This window comes from Sandaracinus amylolyticus (genome assembly GCF_021631985.1).
Taxonomy (GTDB): domain Bacteria; phylum Myxococcota_A; class Polyangia; order Polyangiales; family Sandaracinaceae; genus Sandaracinus; species Sandaracinus amylolyticus_A.
This window is the reverse complement of sequence record NZ_CP070225.1, coordinates 4,711,372-4,726,858: the sequence shown is the minus strand read 5'-3', so window position 1 is coordinate 4,726,858 and position 15,487 is coordinate 4,711,372. Positions and strand designations below refer to the sequence as shown.

The 15,487-nt window shown below is 72.4% G+C and carries 14 protein-coding genes; 4 read left to right on the top strand and 10 right to left on the bottom strand.

From position 1 onward, the window contains the following. Window positions 1–7 precede the first annotated feature (7 nt). The 5 genes from I5071_RS19975 to I5071_RS19955 all read right to left on the bottom strand — a co-directional run bounded on the left by I5071_RS19975 (window position 8) and on the right by I5071_RS19955 (window position 8,135). Window positions 8–1,090 carry a hypothetical protein gene (locus tag I5071_RS19975; protein WP_236607080.1) on the bottom strand — a complete coding sequence of 361 codons (1,083 nt, stop codon included), beginning with the start codon at window positions 1,088–1,090 and terminating at the stop codon, window positions 8–10. After that, window positions 1,087–2,403 (bottom strand): hypothetical protein, encoded by a 1,317-nt coding sequence (locus tag I5071_RS19970; RefSeq protein WP_236607079.1) that lies wholly within the window; start codon window positions 2,401–2,403, stop codon window positions 1,087–1,089. The genes I5071_RS19975 and I5071_RS19970 overlap by 4 nt, the downstream gene beginning before the upstream one ends. 13 nt (window positions 2,404–2,416) lie before the next feature. Beyond that, entirely contained in the window at window positions 2,417–5,821 is a 3,405-nt protein-coding gene (locus I5071_RS19965; RefSeq protein ID WP_236607078.1) for a protein kinase domain-containing protein, read from the bottom strand. Between the two features lie 172 nt (window positions 5,822–5,993). Continuing rightward, on the bottom strand, window positions 5,994–7,826 hold the full coding sequence (locus I5071_RS19960) for a MutS-related protein (RefSeq protein ID WP_236607077.1): 1,833 nt from the start codon (window positions 7,824–7,826) through the stop codon (window positions 5,994–5,996). A 24-nt stretch (window positions 7,827–7,850) separates the two neighbouring features. Then, the gene (locus tag I5071_RS19955) at window positions 7,851–8,135 is read right to left on the bottom strand and encodes an oxidative damage protection protein (protein ID WP_236607076.1); all 285 of its coding nucleotides are present in this window, start codon (window positions 8,133–8,135) and stop codon (window positions 7,851–7,853) included. 65 nt (window positions 8,136–8,200) lie between these two features. On the opposite strand from I5071_RS19955, the gene I5071_RS19950 reads away from it, so the two are divergent. Beyond that, window positions 8,201–8,980 (top strand): hypothetical protein, encoded by a 780-nt coding sequence (locus I5071_RS19950; protein WP_236607075.1) that lies wholly within the window; start codon window positions 8,201–8,203, stop codon window positions 8,978–8,980. A gap of 233 nt (window positions 8,981–9,213) precedes the next feature. Here I5071_RS19950 and I5071_RS19945 read toward each other — a convergent pair whose 3' ends face one another. After that, window positions 9,214–9,837 (bottom strand): class I SAM-dependent methyltransferase, encoded by a 624-nt coding sequence (locus tag I5071_RS19945; protein WP_236607074.1) that lies wholly within the window; start codon window positions 9,835–9,837, stop codon window positions 9,214–9,216. Between the two features lie 165 nt (window positions 9,838–10,002). Between I5071_RS19945 and I5071_RS19940 the strand changes: the two genes are divergently transcribed. From I5071_RS19940 to I5071_RS19930, 3 genes are read left to right on the top strand one after another with little or no spacing between them, the layout of a single operon-like run. Continuing rightward, the gene (locus tag I5071_RS19940) at window positions 10,003–11,067 is read left to right on the top strand and encodes a hypothetical protein (RefSeq protein WP_236607073.1); all 1,065 of its coding nucleotides are present in this window, start codon (window positions 10,003–10,005) and stop codon (window positions 11,065–11,067) included. Then, on the top strand, window positions 11,064–11,417 hold the full coding sequence (locus I5071_RS19935; RefSeq protein WP_236607072.1) for a hypothetical protein: 354 nt from the start codon (window positions 11,064–11,066) through the stop codon (window positions 11,415–11,417). Before I5071_RS19940 ends, I5071_RS19935 begins: the two co-directional genes overlap by 4 nt. Window positions 11,418–11,459: 42 nt before the next feature. Further along, window positions 11,460–11,948, top strand: a complete 489-nt coding sequence (locus I5071_RS19930) for a CBS domain-containing protein (protein ID WP_236607071.1) — start codon at window positions 11,460–11,462, stop codon at window positions 11,946–11,948. Between the two features lie 146 nt (window positions 11,949–12,094). Here I5071_RS19930 and I5071_RS19925 read toward each other — a convergent pair whose 3' ends face one another. The 4 genes from I5071_RS19925 to I5071_RS19910 form a co-directional block, all read right to left on the bottom strand. Beyond that, entirely contained in the window at window positions 12,095–13,144 is a 1,050-nt protein-coding gene (locus I5071_RS19925) for a saccharopine dehydrogenase family protein (protein ID WP_236607070.1), read from the bottom strand. A gap of 209 nt (window positions 13,145–13,353) precedes the next feature. After that, entirely contained in the window at window positions 13,354–13,932 is a 579-nt protein-coding gene (locus I5071_RS19920; RefSeq protein ID WP_236607069.1) for a DUF2231 domain-containing protein, read from the bottom strand. Window positions 13,933–13,976: 44 nt separating this feature from the next. Then, window positions 13,977–14,843, bottom strand: a complete 867-nt coding sequence (locus I5071_RS19915) for a prolipoprotein diacylglyceryl transferase (protein ID WP_236607068.1) — start codon at window positions 14,841–14,843, stop codon at window positions 13,977–13,979. A 132-nt stretch (window positions 14,844–14,975) separates the two neighbouring features. Beyond that, complete coding sequence (locus I5071_RS19910) at window positions 14,976–15,476, bottom strand: hypothetical protein (RefSeq protein WP_236607067.1); 501 nt, start codon at window positions 15,474–15,476, stop codon at window positions 14,976–14,978. Window positions 15,477–15,487: the final 11 nt, after the last annotated feature.

The following is a 15,487-nucleotide window of genomic DNA, read 5'->3' as shown; positions in this document are numbered from 1 at the left end:
GCCCTCGTCAGCGCGATGCGCGCGCGATCGCGCCGAGGATTCCCACCAGCGAGCGCACCTCGTCGACCGCGGCGCGCGCCTCGCGCGCGAGCTCCGCGACGCCCTTGCCCTTCGCGGTGTGCCCGTAGAGTCCCGTGAGATGCCGCCGCGCGCGCACGTGCGAGGGCATCGCCGCGAGCAGCGCCGCGCTCTCGTCGTGCGGGATCACGTCGTCGCCGGTGCCGTGCACGAGCTCGACGTCGCAGCGCAGGCCGTGGAAGTGCGGGCGCGGATCGACCCAGTCGAACGCGCCCTGCGAGCGCTCCAGCGCGGCGAGGCCGATCGCGTCGGTCCCCGGCGCGGCGCGCGCGCCCGCGAGGAAGAGCTCGCGCAGGTGCGCGGGCAGCTCGAGCGCGAGCTCACGCGCGACGCCCTGGTAGACCTCGGGGCGCTTGTTCTCTTCCTTGCCCCAGGTGCGCTCGCACTGACGTCGCCACGTCGCGCGCAGGAGCTCGCGATCCTCGGGCGCGACGTCCATGTGCTCGACGAGGTTGATGAACACCACGGGCGCATTGAGCGGATCGTTCGCGCGCGTTCCGTCGCCCGAGAGCGCGAAGCGCACGGTGCGACGGAAGTCGGCGAAGCCGCCGAACACGATCACCGAGCCCACCTCGTCGCCGCGCGTGCTCGCGAGGCGCAGCGCGGGCATCGAGCCGAACGAGATGCTGAACACGCCCGGCTTGCCTCGCGGTCGATCCGGCAATGCGAGCAGCGCCTCCCACGCGCGCTCGGTGTCGCCCACGAGATCGCGACCGACCACGAGCTGCGTGAAGTCCGGCAGGTGCGGCGCGAGCACGAGCAGCCCGGAGCGCGCGAGCACGCGCGCGAAACGATCGAAGCGCGGATCACGCGGCCCGAGGAAGTGCAGCCCCGGGACGAGCAGCAGCGATCCCGTCGGAGGCTCGTCCTCGGGTCGCCACACCGTCGCCGGGAACACCCGCGCGCCGTCGCGCACCGTGAGCTCGCGACGCGCGATCGCGGGCGGGACGAGCGCCCCGTCGGTCCACGGCCCGAGCCAACGCAGGAGGTGCATGCCACGACGTGCGCTCATTGCCTCGCTCCTCGCGCGCGCGGCGCGTCCTCGTCGTCGTCGTCGTCGACCTCGTCGTCGACGCTCTCGTCGCGCTCGGCGTCCTCGAGCGCTTCCTCCGCCGCGAGCCGATCGTTCGCGGTCGCGATCTCTCCGGCGATCGATCCGCCGCACTTCGCGCAGGTCGTCGCGTCCCACGAGAGACGCCCGCCGCACGCGGGATCGGAGCAGAAGTCGGCGCGCTCCCGAGCGCCGAGGATCCATCCGACCAGCGCGGAGATCGGCAGCGCCAGGAGCGGCCACGCCCGACCCGTCGCGCTGGCGCCCGCGACGAGCGCGACGATCCCGATGCCGACGCCGTGGCCCATCCACGACCACGACTTCGTGTCGCGCACGCGGAACGTGCGACGTCCTTCGTTGCGCCGCTGCACGTCGCGCGCGCGCAGCTCGGACGGGCGGATCACACGCGCGATCCCCGACGGCGTCTCGCGCATCGGCGCGACCTCCGGCGACCACGGCGCGGGCCACGCGCTCGGCGGAGGGACACCGAGCCGCTCCCGGAGCGCGTCGGCCTCGCCCGCGAGCGCGTCGGTCCACGCGCCCACGTCGGACGACTGGTTCGCGCCGAGCTGCGCGCGCACGCGCTCGATCGTCGCCTCGTCGGCGCCGCGCACCACGAGCTGCACCGCGAGCAGGAAGCACACGTCGACGACGTCGAGCCCGCCGACCTGATCGTGGACCCACTCGGTGCGCGCATCGCGACCGATCTGCTCGCCCTTGGCGCGATAACGATGCGCGCCGTTCGCCGCGACGATCCCGAAGCCGAGGTAGAGCGACGCGACGCTCCCGAGCGCGGCATCGAGCTCGGGGTCGGCCGCCTCCTCGGGCGCGCCACCGCGATACGGATGTGCGCCGCCACGATCGAGATGCCGATGCGCGCGGAACACCCGCGCGATCTCGTGCGCGACCGACGGCACGACGTCGACGTCGGTGCCGAGCTCGTGCAGCTCGAGCTCGACGGTCGGTGCGGCCTCGGTGTCGATCTCCGCGAACCACACCGACGTGAGCGGCGTCAGGAGGCTCCGCCCGCGCTCGGCGGGTTGCAGATCGATCACGCGCACGTCGAGGTCGTCGATGCCCGCGTGGCGCAGCAGACGTCGCGCGACGGTGCGCACGCCCTCGGGCGCGTGCTGGTAGCGATCGGGGAAGAACGCGTCGTTGGGCTCGATCAGCGGCGCGAGGACGAAGCGCTCCCATCCCGCGCGCGCGACGATCTGCGCGAGCGAATCGAGCAGCCACTCTCTCGCGTCGTCGCTCGGCAGCGTCGGGGTCACGCTGCGCTTCGTATCACGCCGCGAGGATCGCGGGCGCGGGCAGCGGCCAGCGCATGCGCGAGAGCATCGGCGCGCACGCCTCGATCGCGCGGCAGACGTCGTCGATGGTCGCGCGGCGGCGCGGATCCTGGCGCAGTGCGTGGCGGATCGCGTCCACGAGCGGGAGCAGATCGCGCTCGAGCTCGACGAGCGCATCGAGCGCGGGCAGGTCGCCGTCGTGCTGCAGGTGCGCGGTGACGGTCGAGAGATCGGTCGGGCCGTTGAAGAGCGTCTGGCCGGTGAGGATCTCGTACATCACGCAGCCGAGCGCGTAGACGTCGACCGGCATCGGGCGCGGCGCGTGGCCCTTCGGCATGAGGCCCCACACCTCGGGCGCGCCGTAGCTCGCGGTCGCGCAGCCGGGGCGCAGCTTGCGCCCCGCGAGCCCGAAGTCGACGAGCACCGAGGTCTCGAGCTCGGGGCCCGGGCCATCGGGATCGCGGAGGATCACGTTGGATGGTTTGAGGTCCAAGTGTCCGACGCCGACCTCGTGCATCGCGCCGAGGCCCGAGGCGATCCCCCACATCACGCGCAGCGCGCGCTCCATGTCGAGCGCGCCGGTCTCGATGATGCGCTCGAGCGTGGGGCCCTCGACCATCTCCATCACGAGGATCGGCTTGGGCCGCGCACCCGCGTCGAACGTGACGAGCTTCGCGAGGTTGGGGTGGGGCGGCACCGCGAGCAGCGCGCCCGCCTCCTCGCGGAAGAGCTGGAGGAACTCGCCCTCCGAGAGCGTGCGCGCCGCGCTGCCCGCGTACTCCGGGACCTTCAGCGCGAAGCGCGAGGCGTTCTCGTTGCTCCGCTCCTCGGCGCGTCGCGCGACGAACACCGAGCCCACCGCGCCCGAGCCGAGCGCGCGCAGCACGTAGAAGCCGCCGATGGTGCGGCTCGGCGGGAGCCACGGCGGCAGCGCGGCCTCGCGGGCGCGCGACGTGGCGCGCGGCGGGCGCGAGCGGCGCTGCGCGTACGCGGGCAGCGTGACGATGCGCGCGAGCACGTTCGCCGCGACCTCCGCGAGGTGCAGCGGGAGATCGACGCGCAGCGTGTCGATGCCCGCGGCGATCGCGTCGGCGAGCGAGCCCAGATCGAAGGGCTCGTCGGCATCGCCCACCGCGCTCGCGTCCTGGCCCGCGCGCGCCGCGTGAAGCACCGCGACGTCGATCGAGCGCAGCGCGGCGCCGACGTTCGGAGCCTCGCCCGACATCGTCTCGCCGAGCCGGCGACGCGCTCCGACGACCAGCCGCGCGAGCGCGCTCGAGGCCTCGCCGAGCGCGGCGATCGCGGAGCTCGTGCCCTCGAGCAGGCCCGCGAGCTCGGCGAGCGAGCCCGCGTCGGAGATCGACTCGACCGCCTCGGCGTACGCCAGCAGCGCGACGCGCAGCGCCTCGACGCGCGGAGAGCCCGCGCCCGGCAGATGCCGGATGAGCGCCTTGAGCGCGTCGAGGCTCGAGAGCGCGCGCGCCTCGGTCACGCGCGCGCTGCGCTCGGTGCGCTCGATCAGCGACGCATACGCGCGGAACGCGTCGGCGGCCTCGGGCACCATCGTCGCTTCCGCGACGATGCCGAGATCGTGCTCGCTGTGCAGGTGGCTCGCGGCCGCGATCAGCACGTCGGAGAGCTCGCCGAGCTCCTCGCGCAGGATCGCGTCGCAGGCACGCGCGAGCGACGCGCCCACGATGCGGCGCAGCGGCGAGGGCTCGTCCTCGCGCGCGCGCTTCACCAGCAAGCGACCGGTGCGGAGGCGTCGATCGCGCAGCTCCGCGGTGCGCTCGTCGAGGTGGCCTCCGTCGGCGTCGACGACGTGCAGCAGCGTGCGCATGCGGCGCATGCGCAGCGTGAGGTGCTCGACCTCGCCGCGCACCGGCTCGCTCTCGCGCGCACCGAGGTACGCGGTGAGCCGCTCGAACACGTTGTCGAGCACGCGATGCGCGGCGCCCGCGCCCTTGTCGCCGAGCTGCAGCAGATCGGCGAGCGAGCTGCTCTCGAGCAGCGCGCTGTCGAGCTCGCGCAGCCGCAGGAACGACTCGATGCGCGTGTCGCGATCCTCGTCGCGGCTCGCCTCGAGCACGCGCAGGATGCCCTCGACGTTGCGCAGCACGCCGAACGCCTTGGTGTACGCGGTGCGCGCGTCGGCCTCGACGAACGCGGCCTTCGCGTCGTCGAGCTGATCGCGCAGCGTCGGCGGCGACCCGTCGCGCTCGTCGCGGCTGCGCAGCTCGGAGTCGATCGCGCGGAGCAACGCGGCGCGACCGTCGTCGCCCTCGTCGCGCGCGATCGCGTCCTCGCGGAGGCGTGCGAGCGCGAGGCGCGCGGCCCACTCGCCGAGCTCGCCGCCGACGCGCTCGGCGCGGATCTCGATCAGCGCCTCGATCGCGTCGAGGCCGCCCGCGCGCACCAGCTGGTTGAGCAGCTCTTCCGCCGCGTCGGGCTCGGCCTCCGCGGCGCGCGCGAGGCCGAGGATCATCGCGCTCGCGAGGCCGGGATCGCGGCGCGCGAGGTCGCTCTGCAGGAGATCCGCGCAGCGACGGCGCGCGCGCTCGGCGTCGATCGCCATCGTCGACGCCAGCGACGCCGCCGCGCGCCGCCACTCGGTCGGCGTGAGCGACGCGTGCAGCGAGTCGTCGATCTCCACGCCGAAGCGCGGGATCGCCTGCGCGAGCAGGCCGCGCGCGGTCGCGACGTGGCGCCACACCAGCGGCTCGCGATCGGAGAGCAGGCGCTGGGTCGCGCTCTGCACCGAGGGGCGATCGAAGATCGCGAGGGCGCCCGCATCGCCGGCCTTCGCGCGACGTGCGGCCTCGCGCGCCGCGCGCTCGAGCAGGCGCGCCGCGAGGCGCCGCGAGGGCAGCGAGCCGGTCGACGGCGTGATCAGCCAGTCCTCGGCGAGATCGCGTCGCGCGATCAGCGCGAGCGCGAGCGGATCGGCGCGGATGCCGCTGCCGATCGGGAGATCGAGCGCGAGCGCGACGCGCGCGCGGATCGCGCTGCCGCTGAGCCCGCGGCGCGAACCGCTCGCGAGCAGCGTCGCGAGCAGCGTGAACGTCGCGGCGTTGCCCTCGTGCAATGCGCGCAGCACGCGCCGGCCGAGCTCGCGCTTCTCGTCTCCTGCGGGCAGCGCGGCACCGAGCTCGTAGAGCGCGCCCGCGGCGGCGGCGGGCGTGAGCCAGCCGAGATCCTCGAAGAGACCGTTCGCGAGCGCCATGCGCGTTCCGTCGCGCAGCGCGATCGGATCGAGCCCCTCGAGCGGCACGGGACGCAGGTCCGAAGCAGCGGCCGCGAGCGTCGCGATCGACTGCCGGAACACCGCACGTCGCTCCTCGGCGTCGGCGATCCGGTGGAGGCGCGCCAGGCCGTCGAGATGCTCGCGGGATGCCCGCATCGAGCGGCGAGAATATCTCGCGCGTGCGCGGAAGTGTTGGCTTGTTCGCGGACTGACGCCGCGAAGTGTTGGCTTGTTCGCGGACTGACGCCGCGAAGTGTTGGCTGTTCGCGCACCGACCCCGCGTCCAGACGGGTACGACGGCGGGTGCGGGTGCGGGTGTGGGTGTGCTTCAGCGCAGCGCCGCGGCTTCGTCGGTGAGCGCGTCGTCCGCCTCGACCTCGATGCCTGCCTGCTGGAGGAGGCGCAGCGCGTTGCTGGTCTTCACCACGCCGGGCCGCAGCCGGTAGTCGAACGTCATCTCGCCGCCGTCGAACACGTCGGTGAAGTGCACGTTCTTCACGCACGCGCCCATCTCCTGCTCGAGCTCGGAGAGCGCGACGTCGTGGGTCGCCACCAGGCCCATCGCGCCCCGCGCGAGCAGGTGCTTCACCACCGCGCGCGCCCCGCGGTGACGCGCCCGCGCGTTCGTCCCGCGCAGCAGCTCGTCGAGCAGGAAGAGGAGCGGCGGCGGATGGTCGGCCTCCGCGATCACCGTGCGCAAGCGGATGAGCTCCGCCTGGAAGTAGCTCGCGCCCGACTGCACCGAGTCCGAGATGCGCATGCTCGCGCGCAGGCGCACCGGCGGGGTCGAGAAGCGCGTCGCACACACCGGGCCGCCCGCGAGCGCGAGCGCGACGTCGACGCCGAGCGCGCGCAGCAGCGTGCTCTTGCCCGCCATGTTCGAGCCCGTGACCACGAGCGCGCAGCCCGGGCCGTCGATGCGCAGATCGTTGCGGACCCTGCGCTCCTCGGGGATCAGCGGGTGCCCGAGGCCCTCGGCGACCAGCGGCGCGCCGTCCTCTGCGATCTCCGGCATCACGACGCCGGGATCCTGCGAGAGCATCGTCGCCAGCGACGCGAGCGCCTCGACCTCGCCGAGCACCTCGAACCACTCCGCCGAGCGTCCGCCCGCGCGCTTCATCCAGCGCTCGACGCCCGCGAGGCAGTGCAGATCCCAGAGCAGGAAGAGATCGATGAAGACGTGGGCGATGCCCTGGGTGCGCAGATCGAAGAGCGAGGTCCAGCGCTCGAGATCGCGCAGCTGCGCCGACGGCGTCTTGCCCTCGATGCGCAGCTTCTCCTGCAGCGCGCGCAGGAGCGGCGCCTCCCACTTCGCGCTCTCGACGACGCGCAGCAGCTGCGCGAACGACTCGACGAAGCGACGCCGCGCCGAGAGGAGCCCGTAGCGCACGCCGATCTCGTGCTGCGTGCGCCACAGCAGGACCGCCTGCGCCGCGAGCGGGAGCACCCACGAGTGCCGCGGGAGCGCGTTGCCCGAGAGGAGCACGCTCGCGACGAACGTGATCGGCATCGCGTAGGTCAGCGCGACGAGCCACGGCTTGTCGATCACGAAGGGCGGCTTGCCCGTGAGCTCGAGGAAGGGCCGCGCGTCGAGCAGCTCGTTGCCGGTGTCGAGCACCGCGGCCTCGAGCTCCTGGCGCAGCTCGACGTCCTTCGCGAGCTCGCGCACCGCGGCCTGTCGCGCCAGCACCGTCTCGCGATCGGTGGGCGCGCCGAGCCACGCCGCGAGCGTCTCCGCGCCGCGACGGGTGTGCGCGACCGAGATGCGCTCGTAGATCGAGCCGGGCCCGACCACGTCGAGATCCGACGCGTAGGGGTGCTCGCCGGGCAGCAGATCTCCGCCGTTCGGGAAGCCCTGGGTGCGCCCTTCGATGCGCTTCAGGTGCCGCTCGTGGATGTGCTGCCGCGTCTGCGCGCGATCGCGTTTGCGGATCACCACCGCGTGCGCGATCACCGCGAGGCCGAACGCGAGGAACGTCACGGCCCCGCCGATCAGCCACGCCTGCGATCCGCGCGACAGCCCGATGCCCGTCTCGAGCACCGCCGCGCCGAAGAGCGCGAGGCGCACGAACGAGATGCGAACGCCGATCGCGTCCTGGATGCCCGCTTCGCGCGCGAACGAGTCGCGGCGTCGGGCGTGCTCGTCGCGCGCCGCGGTCATCGTTCGATCAGAAATGAGCCGGGCTCACTTCTTCTCGCCGCCTTCGGAGGGAGGCACGTAGCCCTCGGGCCTCGCGCCACCGCCGCCGAAGAAGAACTCCTCGCACTGCTTGAGCAGGAACTCGGTCGCCTGCTTCGAGGAGAGCTCGAGCCGATACTCGTTGATGAGCATCGTCGAGTGGGCGATCCACTGCTTCCACGCTTCTTTCGAGACGTTCTCGTAGACACGCTTGCCGAGCTCGTTCGGGAACGGAGGGCGATCGAGCCCCTCTGCCTCGTGCCCGAGCTTCACGCACTGGACCATCCGCATGAGGCGGAGTCGTAGTGAAGCGCGACCCCGAGCGCAACCGTGCGCGCTCGTGCAGGATCGCGGCGATGTCGACCGCCGGAGGAACGCAGACCGGGACGCCGCGCCTCGCGCTGCCCCCGCTCGAGCTGTTGCGTCGCACCGCGGGCACGCCGCGCGAGCTCGCGACCAAGATCGCGCGCCTCGCGCGGACGCTGCGCGCGCTCGCGGATCACGACGCGCTCGACGCGCGCCTGTCGCGCCTGGTGGCGCTGGGCCACGTCGAGCGCGCGCCCACGCGCCTGCAGCTCGTCGTCGGCTCGATCGACATGCTGCGCTTCTGGATCGAGCCTGCCGCGCGGGACTACTACGCGCGCCGCGGCATCGGGTTCGGCCTGCACCAGGTGCTGCGGGTGCTCGACGACCCGGCGTCGATGGTCGACCCCACCGGCTTCCTCGTCGATCGCGACGTGATCATCGGGCACCTCATGCAGGTGGTGCACGCGAACCCCGCGTACGACCTGCAGCTGCTCGAGAGCCACGAGGACGGCCTCGAGGAGCTGGAGCGACAAGTGCGCGCGATGCTCGGAGGCACCCACCCGCGGGCGCGATCGATCGGCGCGATCGTCGAGGAGCCCGACTACCACGCGCGCCTGCTCGAGTACGTGCGCGCGTTCCGCGACGACCCGCGCGCCGCGCACGCCCCGGTCCGCGACAACGTGGTCGCGAGCGATCACTTCCGCCGCATCGAGCAGACGTTCGGCACGCTCCCCGGCGCGATGCGCTACTTCGCGCGCCTCCCCACCACGCCCCTGGGCGCAGCGACCCATCTCCTCACCGTGCGCGAATTCCCGGAGGAGAATTTCTGAGGAGAGCAGGAGGAGAAGGAGGGACCACGTCGCTCGGCTCCTCCGTCATCCCGCCTGTGCTCGAAGATCCTCAGGGGAATCAGAGGAAAGCAGGGCCCCAGGAGCGACCTCCGACGTGGTCTTCCTAACCCTCCTGCTTTCCTTAGAAAATCCGTTCGATCTCCGCGCGGACCGCGCGAAGCACCTGACGTGGTCTTCCTCGGATTCCTGCTCTCCTCAGAGAGTCGAGAGGCTCAGCGCGGCTTGCGGCTCTCGAACACCCACGCCGGCGGGAAGTTCAGCGGCACCGGCGTGCGCTGTACCCGCTCGAAGCGCGACTCGAGGTATCCGAGATAGTCGAACGGCACGAACCCGCGCTCGGTGCTGATCACCAGATAGCGCGTGTGGATGTAGCCGAACTGCACGTACACCCCGCCCGGCGCGAGGCTGTCGATGATCGACTCCACGATCCGATCGCGCACCGCGGGCGGGATCAGGCTCATCCCGAGCGACGACACCACCGCGTCGACCTTCTCGGAGCAGCCCTTCTCGGCGAGCAGATCGGCGATGTGCTCCGCCGATCCGCAGATCGGGTGCAGCCGCGGATCGACCACCGCGCGCACGAGCTGCTCGTGGATCGGCGGATCGATCTCGATCGTGTAGAGCTCCGCGTCGTCGCGCATCCGCGAGAGCAGCGGCTTCGTCATCACGCCGACGCCCGGGCCGAGCTCGACGATGCGCCGCGCGCGCTCCGGCTCCGCGCCGTTCACCATCGCGTCCACGAGGAAGCGCTGGCTCGGCACGAAGCTCGCGGTCTGATCCCACTTCGCGAAACCCTGCCGGAAGAACGTCCAGAACGCGCGCGGGTCGGGCTTCATGCGAGAGGTGCTGCCTTCATCAGAGGGGAGGGGAGTCGGCGCGCGCGAATGTAGCCGAAATGCGTGCGGCGCCAAGCACCGGGAGCCAAGCCGACCGGCGTGAGCCGTTGTCCGAAGAGGGCTCCCACCCGTACGCTCAGGAGGCCCGAAGCCGTGCGTTCCTCGATGTCCGTGACTCCCGCCGCGACCGCCGCGCCGAGGTCGCCCGCCCATTCGGTCGGGTCGATCGCCGCGCTGCCGATCGCCGTGCTGGATCGCGTGCGTCTCGCGTGGCTGCGCGCCCTCGGCCCACTCGCGCCGACGCTGGTGCGCTCTCGTGAGCTGCGGGTCGCGCTCGCGGGCTCGATCGGGATCGTGCTCGCGCTGCTCCTCACCGCGGTCGCGCCGCTGTGGATGCTCGCGCTCGGGCCGGTGGTGCTCGGCGTGCCCCACGCGGCGAGCGACGTTCGTTACCTCGTGACGCGCCCGGGCCTGCATCGCTCGCCGCGCTTCTGGCTGCTCGTCGCGCTGCCCCTCGTCGCGCTCACCGTGACCGTCGACGTGCGGTGGGGCCTCGCCGCGATCGTCGGAGGCGCGCTCGCGGGCCGGGGCCGCTGGGCGCGACGGATCGTGGTCGTGTCGGTCGGCGCGCTGCTCCTCGCGCTCGCGTGGGACCACACCTACGGGGCCGCGCTGATCGCCGCGCACGCCCACAACTTCGTCGCGCTCGCGATGTGGCTCGCGTGGCGCCGCCGCACGACCTGGCTCCATCTGATCCCGCTCGCCGCGCTGGCGCTCGGGTGCGCGCTGATCGCGTGCGGCGCGCTCGATCCCATCGTGATGGCGAGCGAGGGCTGGGCCGCGACCCCGGGCGGCACCGGGGCCTGGTACCACCTCGCGTCGATCGCGCCCGGGCTCGACGATCCCTGGGGCCCGCGGCTCGTGCTGCTCTTCGCGTTCGCGCAGTCGGTGCACTACACGATCTGGATCCGCCTGGTGCCCGAGGAGGATCGCGCCCGCGAGACGCCGCGCACCTTCGCGGCGAGCCTGCGCGCGTGGCGGCAGGACTCGGGCACGCTCGTCGTCGCGCTCGCGTTCCTGCTCTCGCTCGCGGTCGCGCTCTGGGCGCTCGTCGATCTCGTCGGCGCGCGCGAGGGCTACCTGCGCGGCGTGATCTTCCACGGCTACCTCGAGCTCGCGATCGTGTCGTGGTGGATCGTGGAAGGGCGCGCGCTGCGCACCACCGGATGAGCTGGATCCTCCGCTGGCTCGCGGCGTTCGCGCTCACGCAGTGCGTCGAGATGGGCGTCTACGTGCAGGCCCACGACGCGCCGCGCCCACTGCGCGAGCGGGTCGCGATCGCGTTCGCGTGCAGCGGGATCACGCACCCGCTCGTCTGGTTCGTGCTGCTCGAGGTGCTCGGCGAGCTCGGCGTGCGCGCGTACTGGGGCCAGGTCGCGATCACCGAGGGGATCGTGGTGCTCGTCGAGGCCGCGTTCCTCGCGTGCTTCGGCGTGCGTCGCGCGCTGCTGTGGGCGCTCGCGGCGAACGCGCTCAGCGTGCTCTTCGGGTTCTTCTGTTACACGCGTCTCGCGTGGTGATGGTCCGCGCGATGCACGCCGCGTCCGCGCGGAGGTGCCTCGATGCGGGTCGAAGAGGTGATGAGCACGCCGGTGCGCGCGATCGCGCCGGACGACACCCTGCACGACGCGACGCGCGAGATGTGGCGGCACGGCTGCGGCGCGCTGGCGGTGATCGACGGGCGGGACCGCGTCGTCGGCATGCTGACCGATCGCGACGTCTGTCTCGCGGCGTTCATCCAGGAGGACCGGCTCGACGCGCTGCGCGTCGAGAGCGCGATGACCCCCGTCGTGTACTGCTGCCGCGTCGGCGAGTCGCTGCGCCACGCCGAAGAGGCGATGCGCGACCATCACGTACGACGCCTGCCGGTGCTCGACGCCGCGGACCGCTTGGTCGGCATGCTCAGCATCGACGATCTCGCGGTCGCGGCCGCGCTGCGCCAATGGGGAGGCGACGACGCGCTCGCGTCGGTGGAGATCGCCGGCACGTTCGCGTCGGTCGCGGCGCCGCGCGCGATGGATCTGCAGTCGCGGGCGCTCGCCGAGGAGTGAGGAGATTTTCTTAGGAGAGCAGGAGGGTTAGGAAGACCACGTCGAAGGGCGATTTCGGATCACGCCGTGCGATGGATGCGATCCGAGGCGCGTGAGGCGCTCTCCTCAGCGGCACTCGCTCTCTTCTCTCCTGAGCGGAGCTCCCGCTACTCGTCGCTGCGCGTGACGTTCGGGAGCTCGAGCACGAAGTCCGCACCGAACGCGCGCGACGGAGTCTGGAAGCCCGGCTTCGCCTCGCCGCGGAGCACGCGCTGCACGATCGCGAGCGATGCGTCCGCGGTGAGCGTGTAGCCCTCGGGCGCGCGCATCCGCGAGACGCGCGTCTCGCCCTTCGCGTTCTTCACCTCGCCCCACAGGAACGATGCGCCCTTCGCGCGCTGCGCGTCGGTCGGGCCCGCGGGGCGCGCGTCGACCACGCGCTTGAGCAGGCGCTGCACCGGCCTCGAGCCCATCACCGGTGCGAGCAGCGTCATCGCGCGCGCGCCGGCGATCATCTGCTGCGTCGCCGGGATGAACACGTCGATGTTCGGGATCCTCGTGCTGTGGAACGCGGTCGAGACGTCGCCCCACGGGATCGCCATCGAGAGCCGCGGCCGGCGCGCGCCGTAGTCGATCGTGCGCACGATCGAGCCCGCGGGGATCGGCACGATGCGCCCGTCGCGACGCACCGCCGAGCCGCGGTGGATGTTCTCGATCATCGTCGTCGCCGTCCCGTGCGACACCGCGCCGGTGCCGAGGAACCCGAGCGCGAGGTGCGTCGCGTCGGGCAGTCGGCGCGCGAGGTGCGCGGCGAGGCAATCGCTCGGCACCACGTCGAAGCCCGCGCCCGGCAGCACCATCACGCCTGCGCGCTTCGCGTCCTCGTCGCGCTGCGCGCACGCCTCGAACACCTCGAGCTCGCCGGTGATGTCGAGGTAGTGCACGCGGTTGCGCAGGCACGCGTCGACCATCGGGCGCGAGGTGCGCGAGAAGGGCCCGGCGCAGTGGAGGACCACGCGCACGCCTTCGAGCGCGGTGTCGAGCGCCTCGGGATCGTCGAGCGAGAACACGCGATGCGGCATCCCGTAGCGCGCCGCGACCTCGATCGTCCTGCCGGGGTCGCGCCCTGCGAGGATCAGATCGAGGCCGCGCTCGCGCGCGACGCGCGCCGTGAGCTCACCGGTGTACCCGTAGGCGCCGTAGAGGAGGGCGGTCATGCGCCGCGCACTCTACCGCCCGGAGCTTCGCTCCGGGTTTCTCGTCGATCGAAGAGCACGAATCACTTGCGTTGATTCGTGCTCTTCCGTTTCTTGCCGGAGGGTCTGTCCGCAGACCCTCCCTCCAGCCGAGTGAATCGGCCGGAGCCTCCCTCCCACCGATTCGCTCCGCTTCACCTGCGTTCGATCAACGCAAGTGAAGCCCGCTCTCAGGCGCGCGTGGGGGTCCCGTAGGGCGGCGTGTCGCTCCGCACCGACTGGCGCGTGATCACCTCGTCCTCGGCGACGACGGGCTCGCGACGCACCCGCGCCCGGCGCCGGAAGAGCGAGCTCGGCGCGTCGGGATGCGCGTCGGGGTCGACGCCGATCGCGAGACGATCGACGAGCTCGCCGCCGAGCCAGCCGGTGACGCCCGCGAGCGCGAGCCCGCCGACCTGGAGCCAGAGCGCGAGCTCGCCGACGCGATAGCGGTACTCGTCCGCGCGGAGGTAGAGCGCGGCCGCGAAGAGACCGAGCACGATCACGTTGCCGATCCCGTGCACGAGCCCGACCCGCTTGGCGCGCGTGCCGCGCGGGATCTTGGTGAAGTCCATCAGCCCGAACACCGCGGCGATCAGGCCGGTGACGACGCCGATCGCGATGTTCCAGAACGAGACGACCGTGATCGCGCGGTCGTCGAAGAACTGCGCGACGATGTCGAGCACGGCACCGGTCGCGAGCAGCCCGAACGGGATCGGGATGAGCATCTGGTGGATCGGGTGCCCGAGGAGCTTCGCTCTCGCTTCCATCGCTTCGTCCTCCGCGCGAGAGACGAAGCACGCACGATGCCGCTCTACGTCGCGCTCTCGGTGGGCACTTCTTCGGGCCCGGGCTCGGGCCATCGCGCCCAGCGCGGGATCTCCGGCCAAGGGCGACGCGCCACGGTGATGGCCGTGAGCGTCCCGATGACCACGAGCACGATCGCGGCGTAGTGCCCCGGGGTCAGCCCGAAGTAGCGCGTGTCCGCCATCGCGAAGTCGGTCGCGCGCAGGAAGTCGAGCCCGAAGCGCACCGGCGCGTAGAGCAGCGCGAGCAGCGCGAGGTAGAGCCCGCGCGGTCTCTGCTTGCGCGCGAGGAAGAAGAACAACCCGACGACCAGCGCGCTCCAGATGACCTCGTAGAGCCCGAGATCGTGGCGCACCTGATAGGGCGGGTACCCCACCTCGTAGTCCGCGACGCCGAGGAAGAACGTGGTCACGCGGCCCGGGTGATCGTGCACGACGAAGCACCCGGTCCGACCGAAGAGCCACCCGAGCGGGAACGCGAACGCGATCGGATCGGCGAACGCGAGGCCCGGCAGCTTGCGACGTCGCGACCACACGAACGCGCCCGCGACCGCGCCGAAGAACCCGCCGAAGCTCGAGATGCCGTCCCAGATGAACAGCAGGTGCCAGGGCTGCTCGGCGACGAGCTGCGGTCGGTACGCGAGATCGTCGAAGACGTGCGCGCTGATGAACCCGGGGATCAGCACCCAGCCCGCGAGGTTCATGACGGTCTCGGGGTGCAGCCCGTCGCGCTGCGCCTTCCATCGCGCGAGCCACGCGCCGAGCACGACGCCGGTCGCGACGAGGAGGCCGAAGGGATGGATCGCGATGGGCGTGCCCCACGGCGTCGGGATCATCCACGCCTCGGCGCGGAACCACGGGATGTAGAGCAGCACGTCGAGGGCGGTGTAATCCCGTACGAGATCGACGTCGAGATCGCGCCGCGCGAGGCCGCAAGTGGGTGGGGACCCACGCGCAGCTCGAGGGGTCGAGAGGGGAGGCGCGCAGCCTCCCCCGGGGAGAACAGCTCAGCCCGAGGGCTCGCTGCAGACCTGGGTGCCCCACTCGATGCGCACGCGACGCTCGGCGTGTGCTTCGATGCCCGTCCGATCCTCGATGCGGCCTCGCAGGACGAGGTCGTCGCCGATCGCGCCGTCGGGCTCGGCGACCTGCAGCGTGAGCCCGGTGAGCTGCGCGAACGCGCCGCTCGCGTCGGGCGTGAACGAGAGACGCAGTCGGAATTCACCGCTCACGCTCTCGCCGCTGCCTTCGCGCACCAGCTCGAGCTCCACCACCATGCCGCGCGGATCCATGTCCTCGCTGCGCAGCGTGACGAACACGTGCTGGCTGCCCTGACACCCCCGCGCGAGCAGCAGCGTGTCGCCGTCCTCGATGGCGCGGAACGCGAGCTCGCCCTCACCGAGGTGCAGCGTGCCGGTCGCGCGCGCATCGGGACCCGCGTCGAGGGGATCGTCGGGCCCGGCGCTGCACGCAGCGAGGAGGATCGCGATGGGCAGCAGCGCGCGCACCGACCGCATCA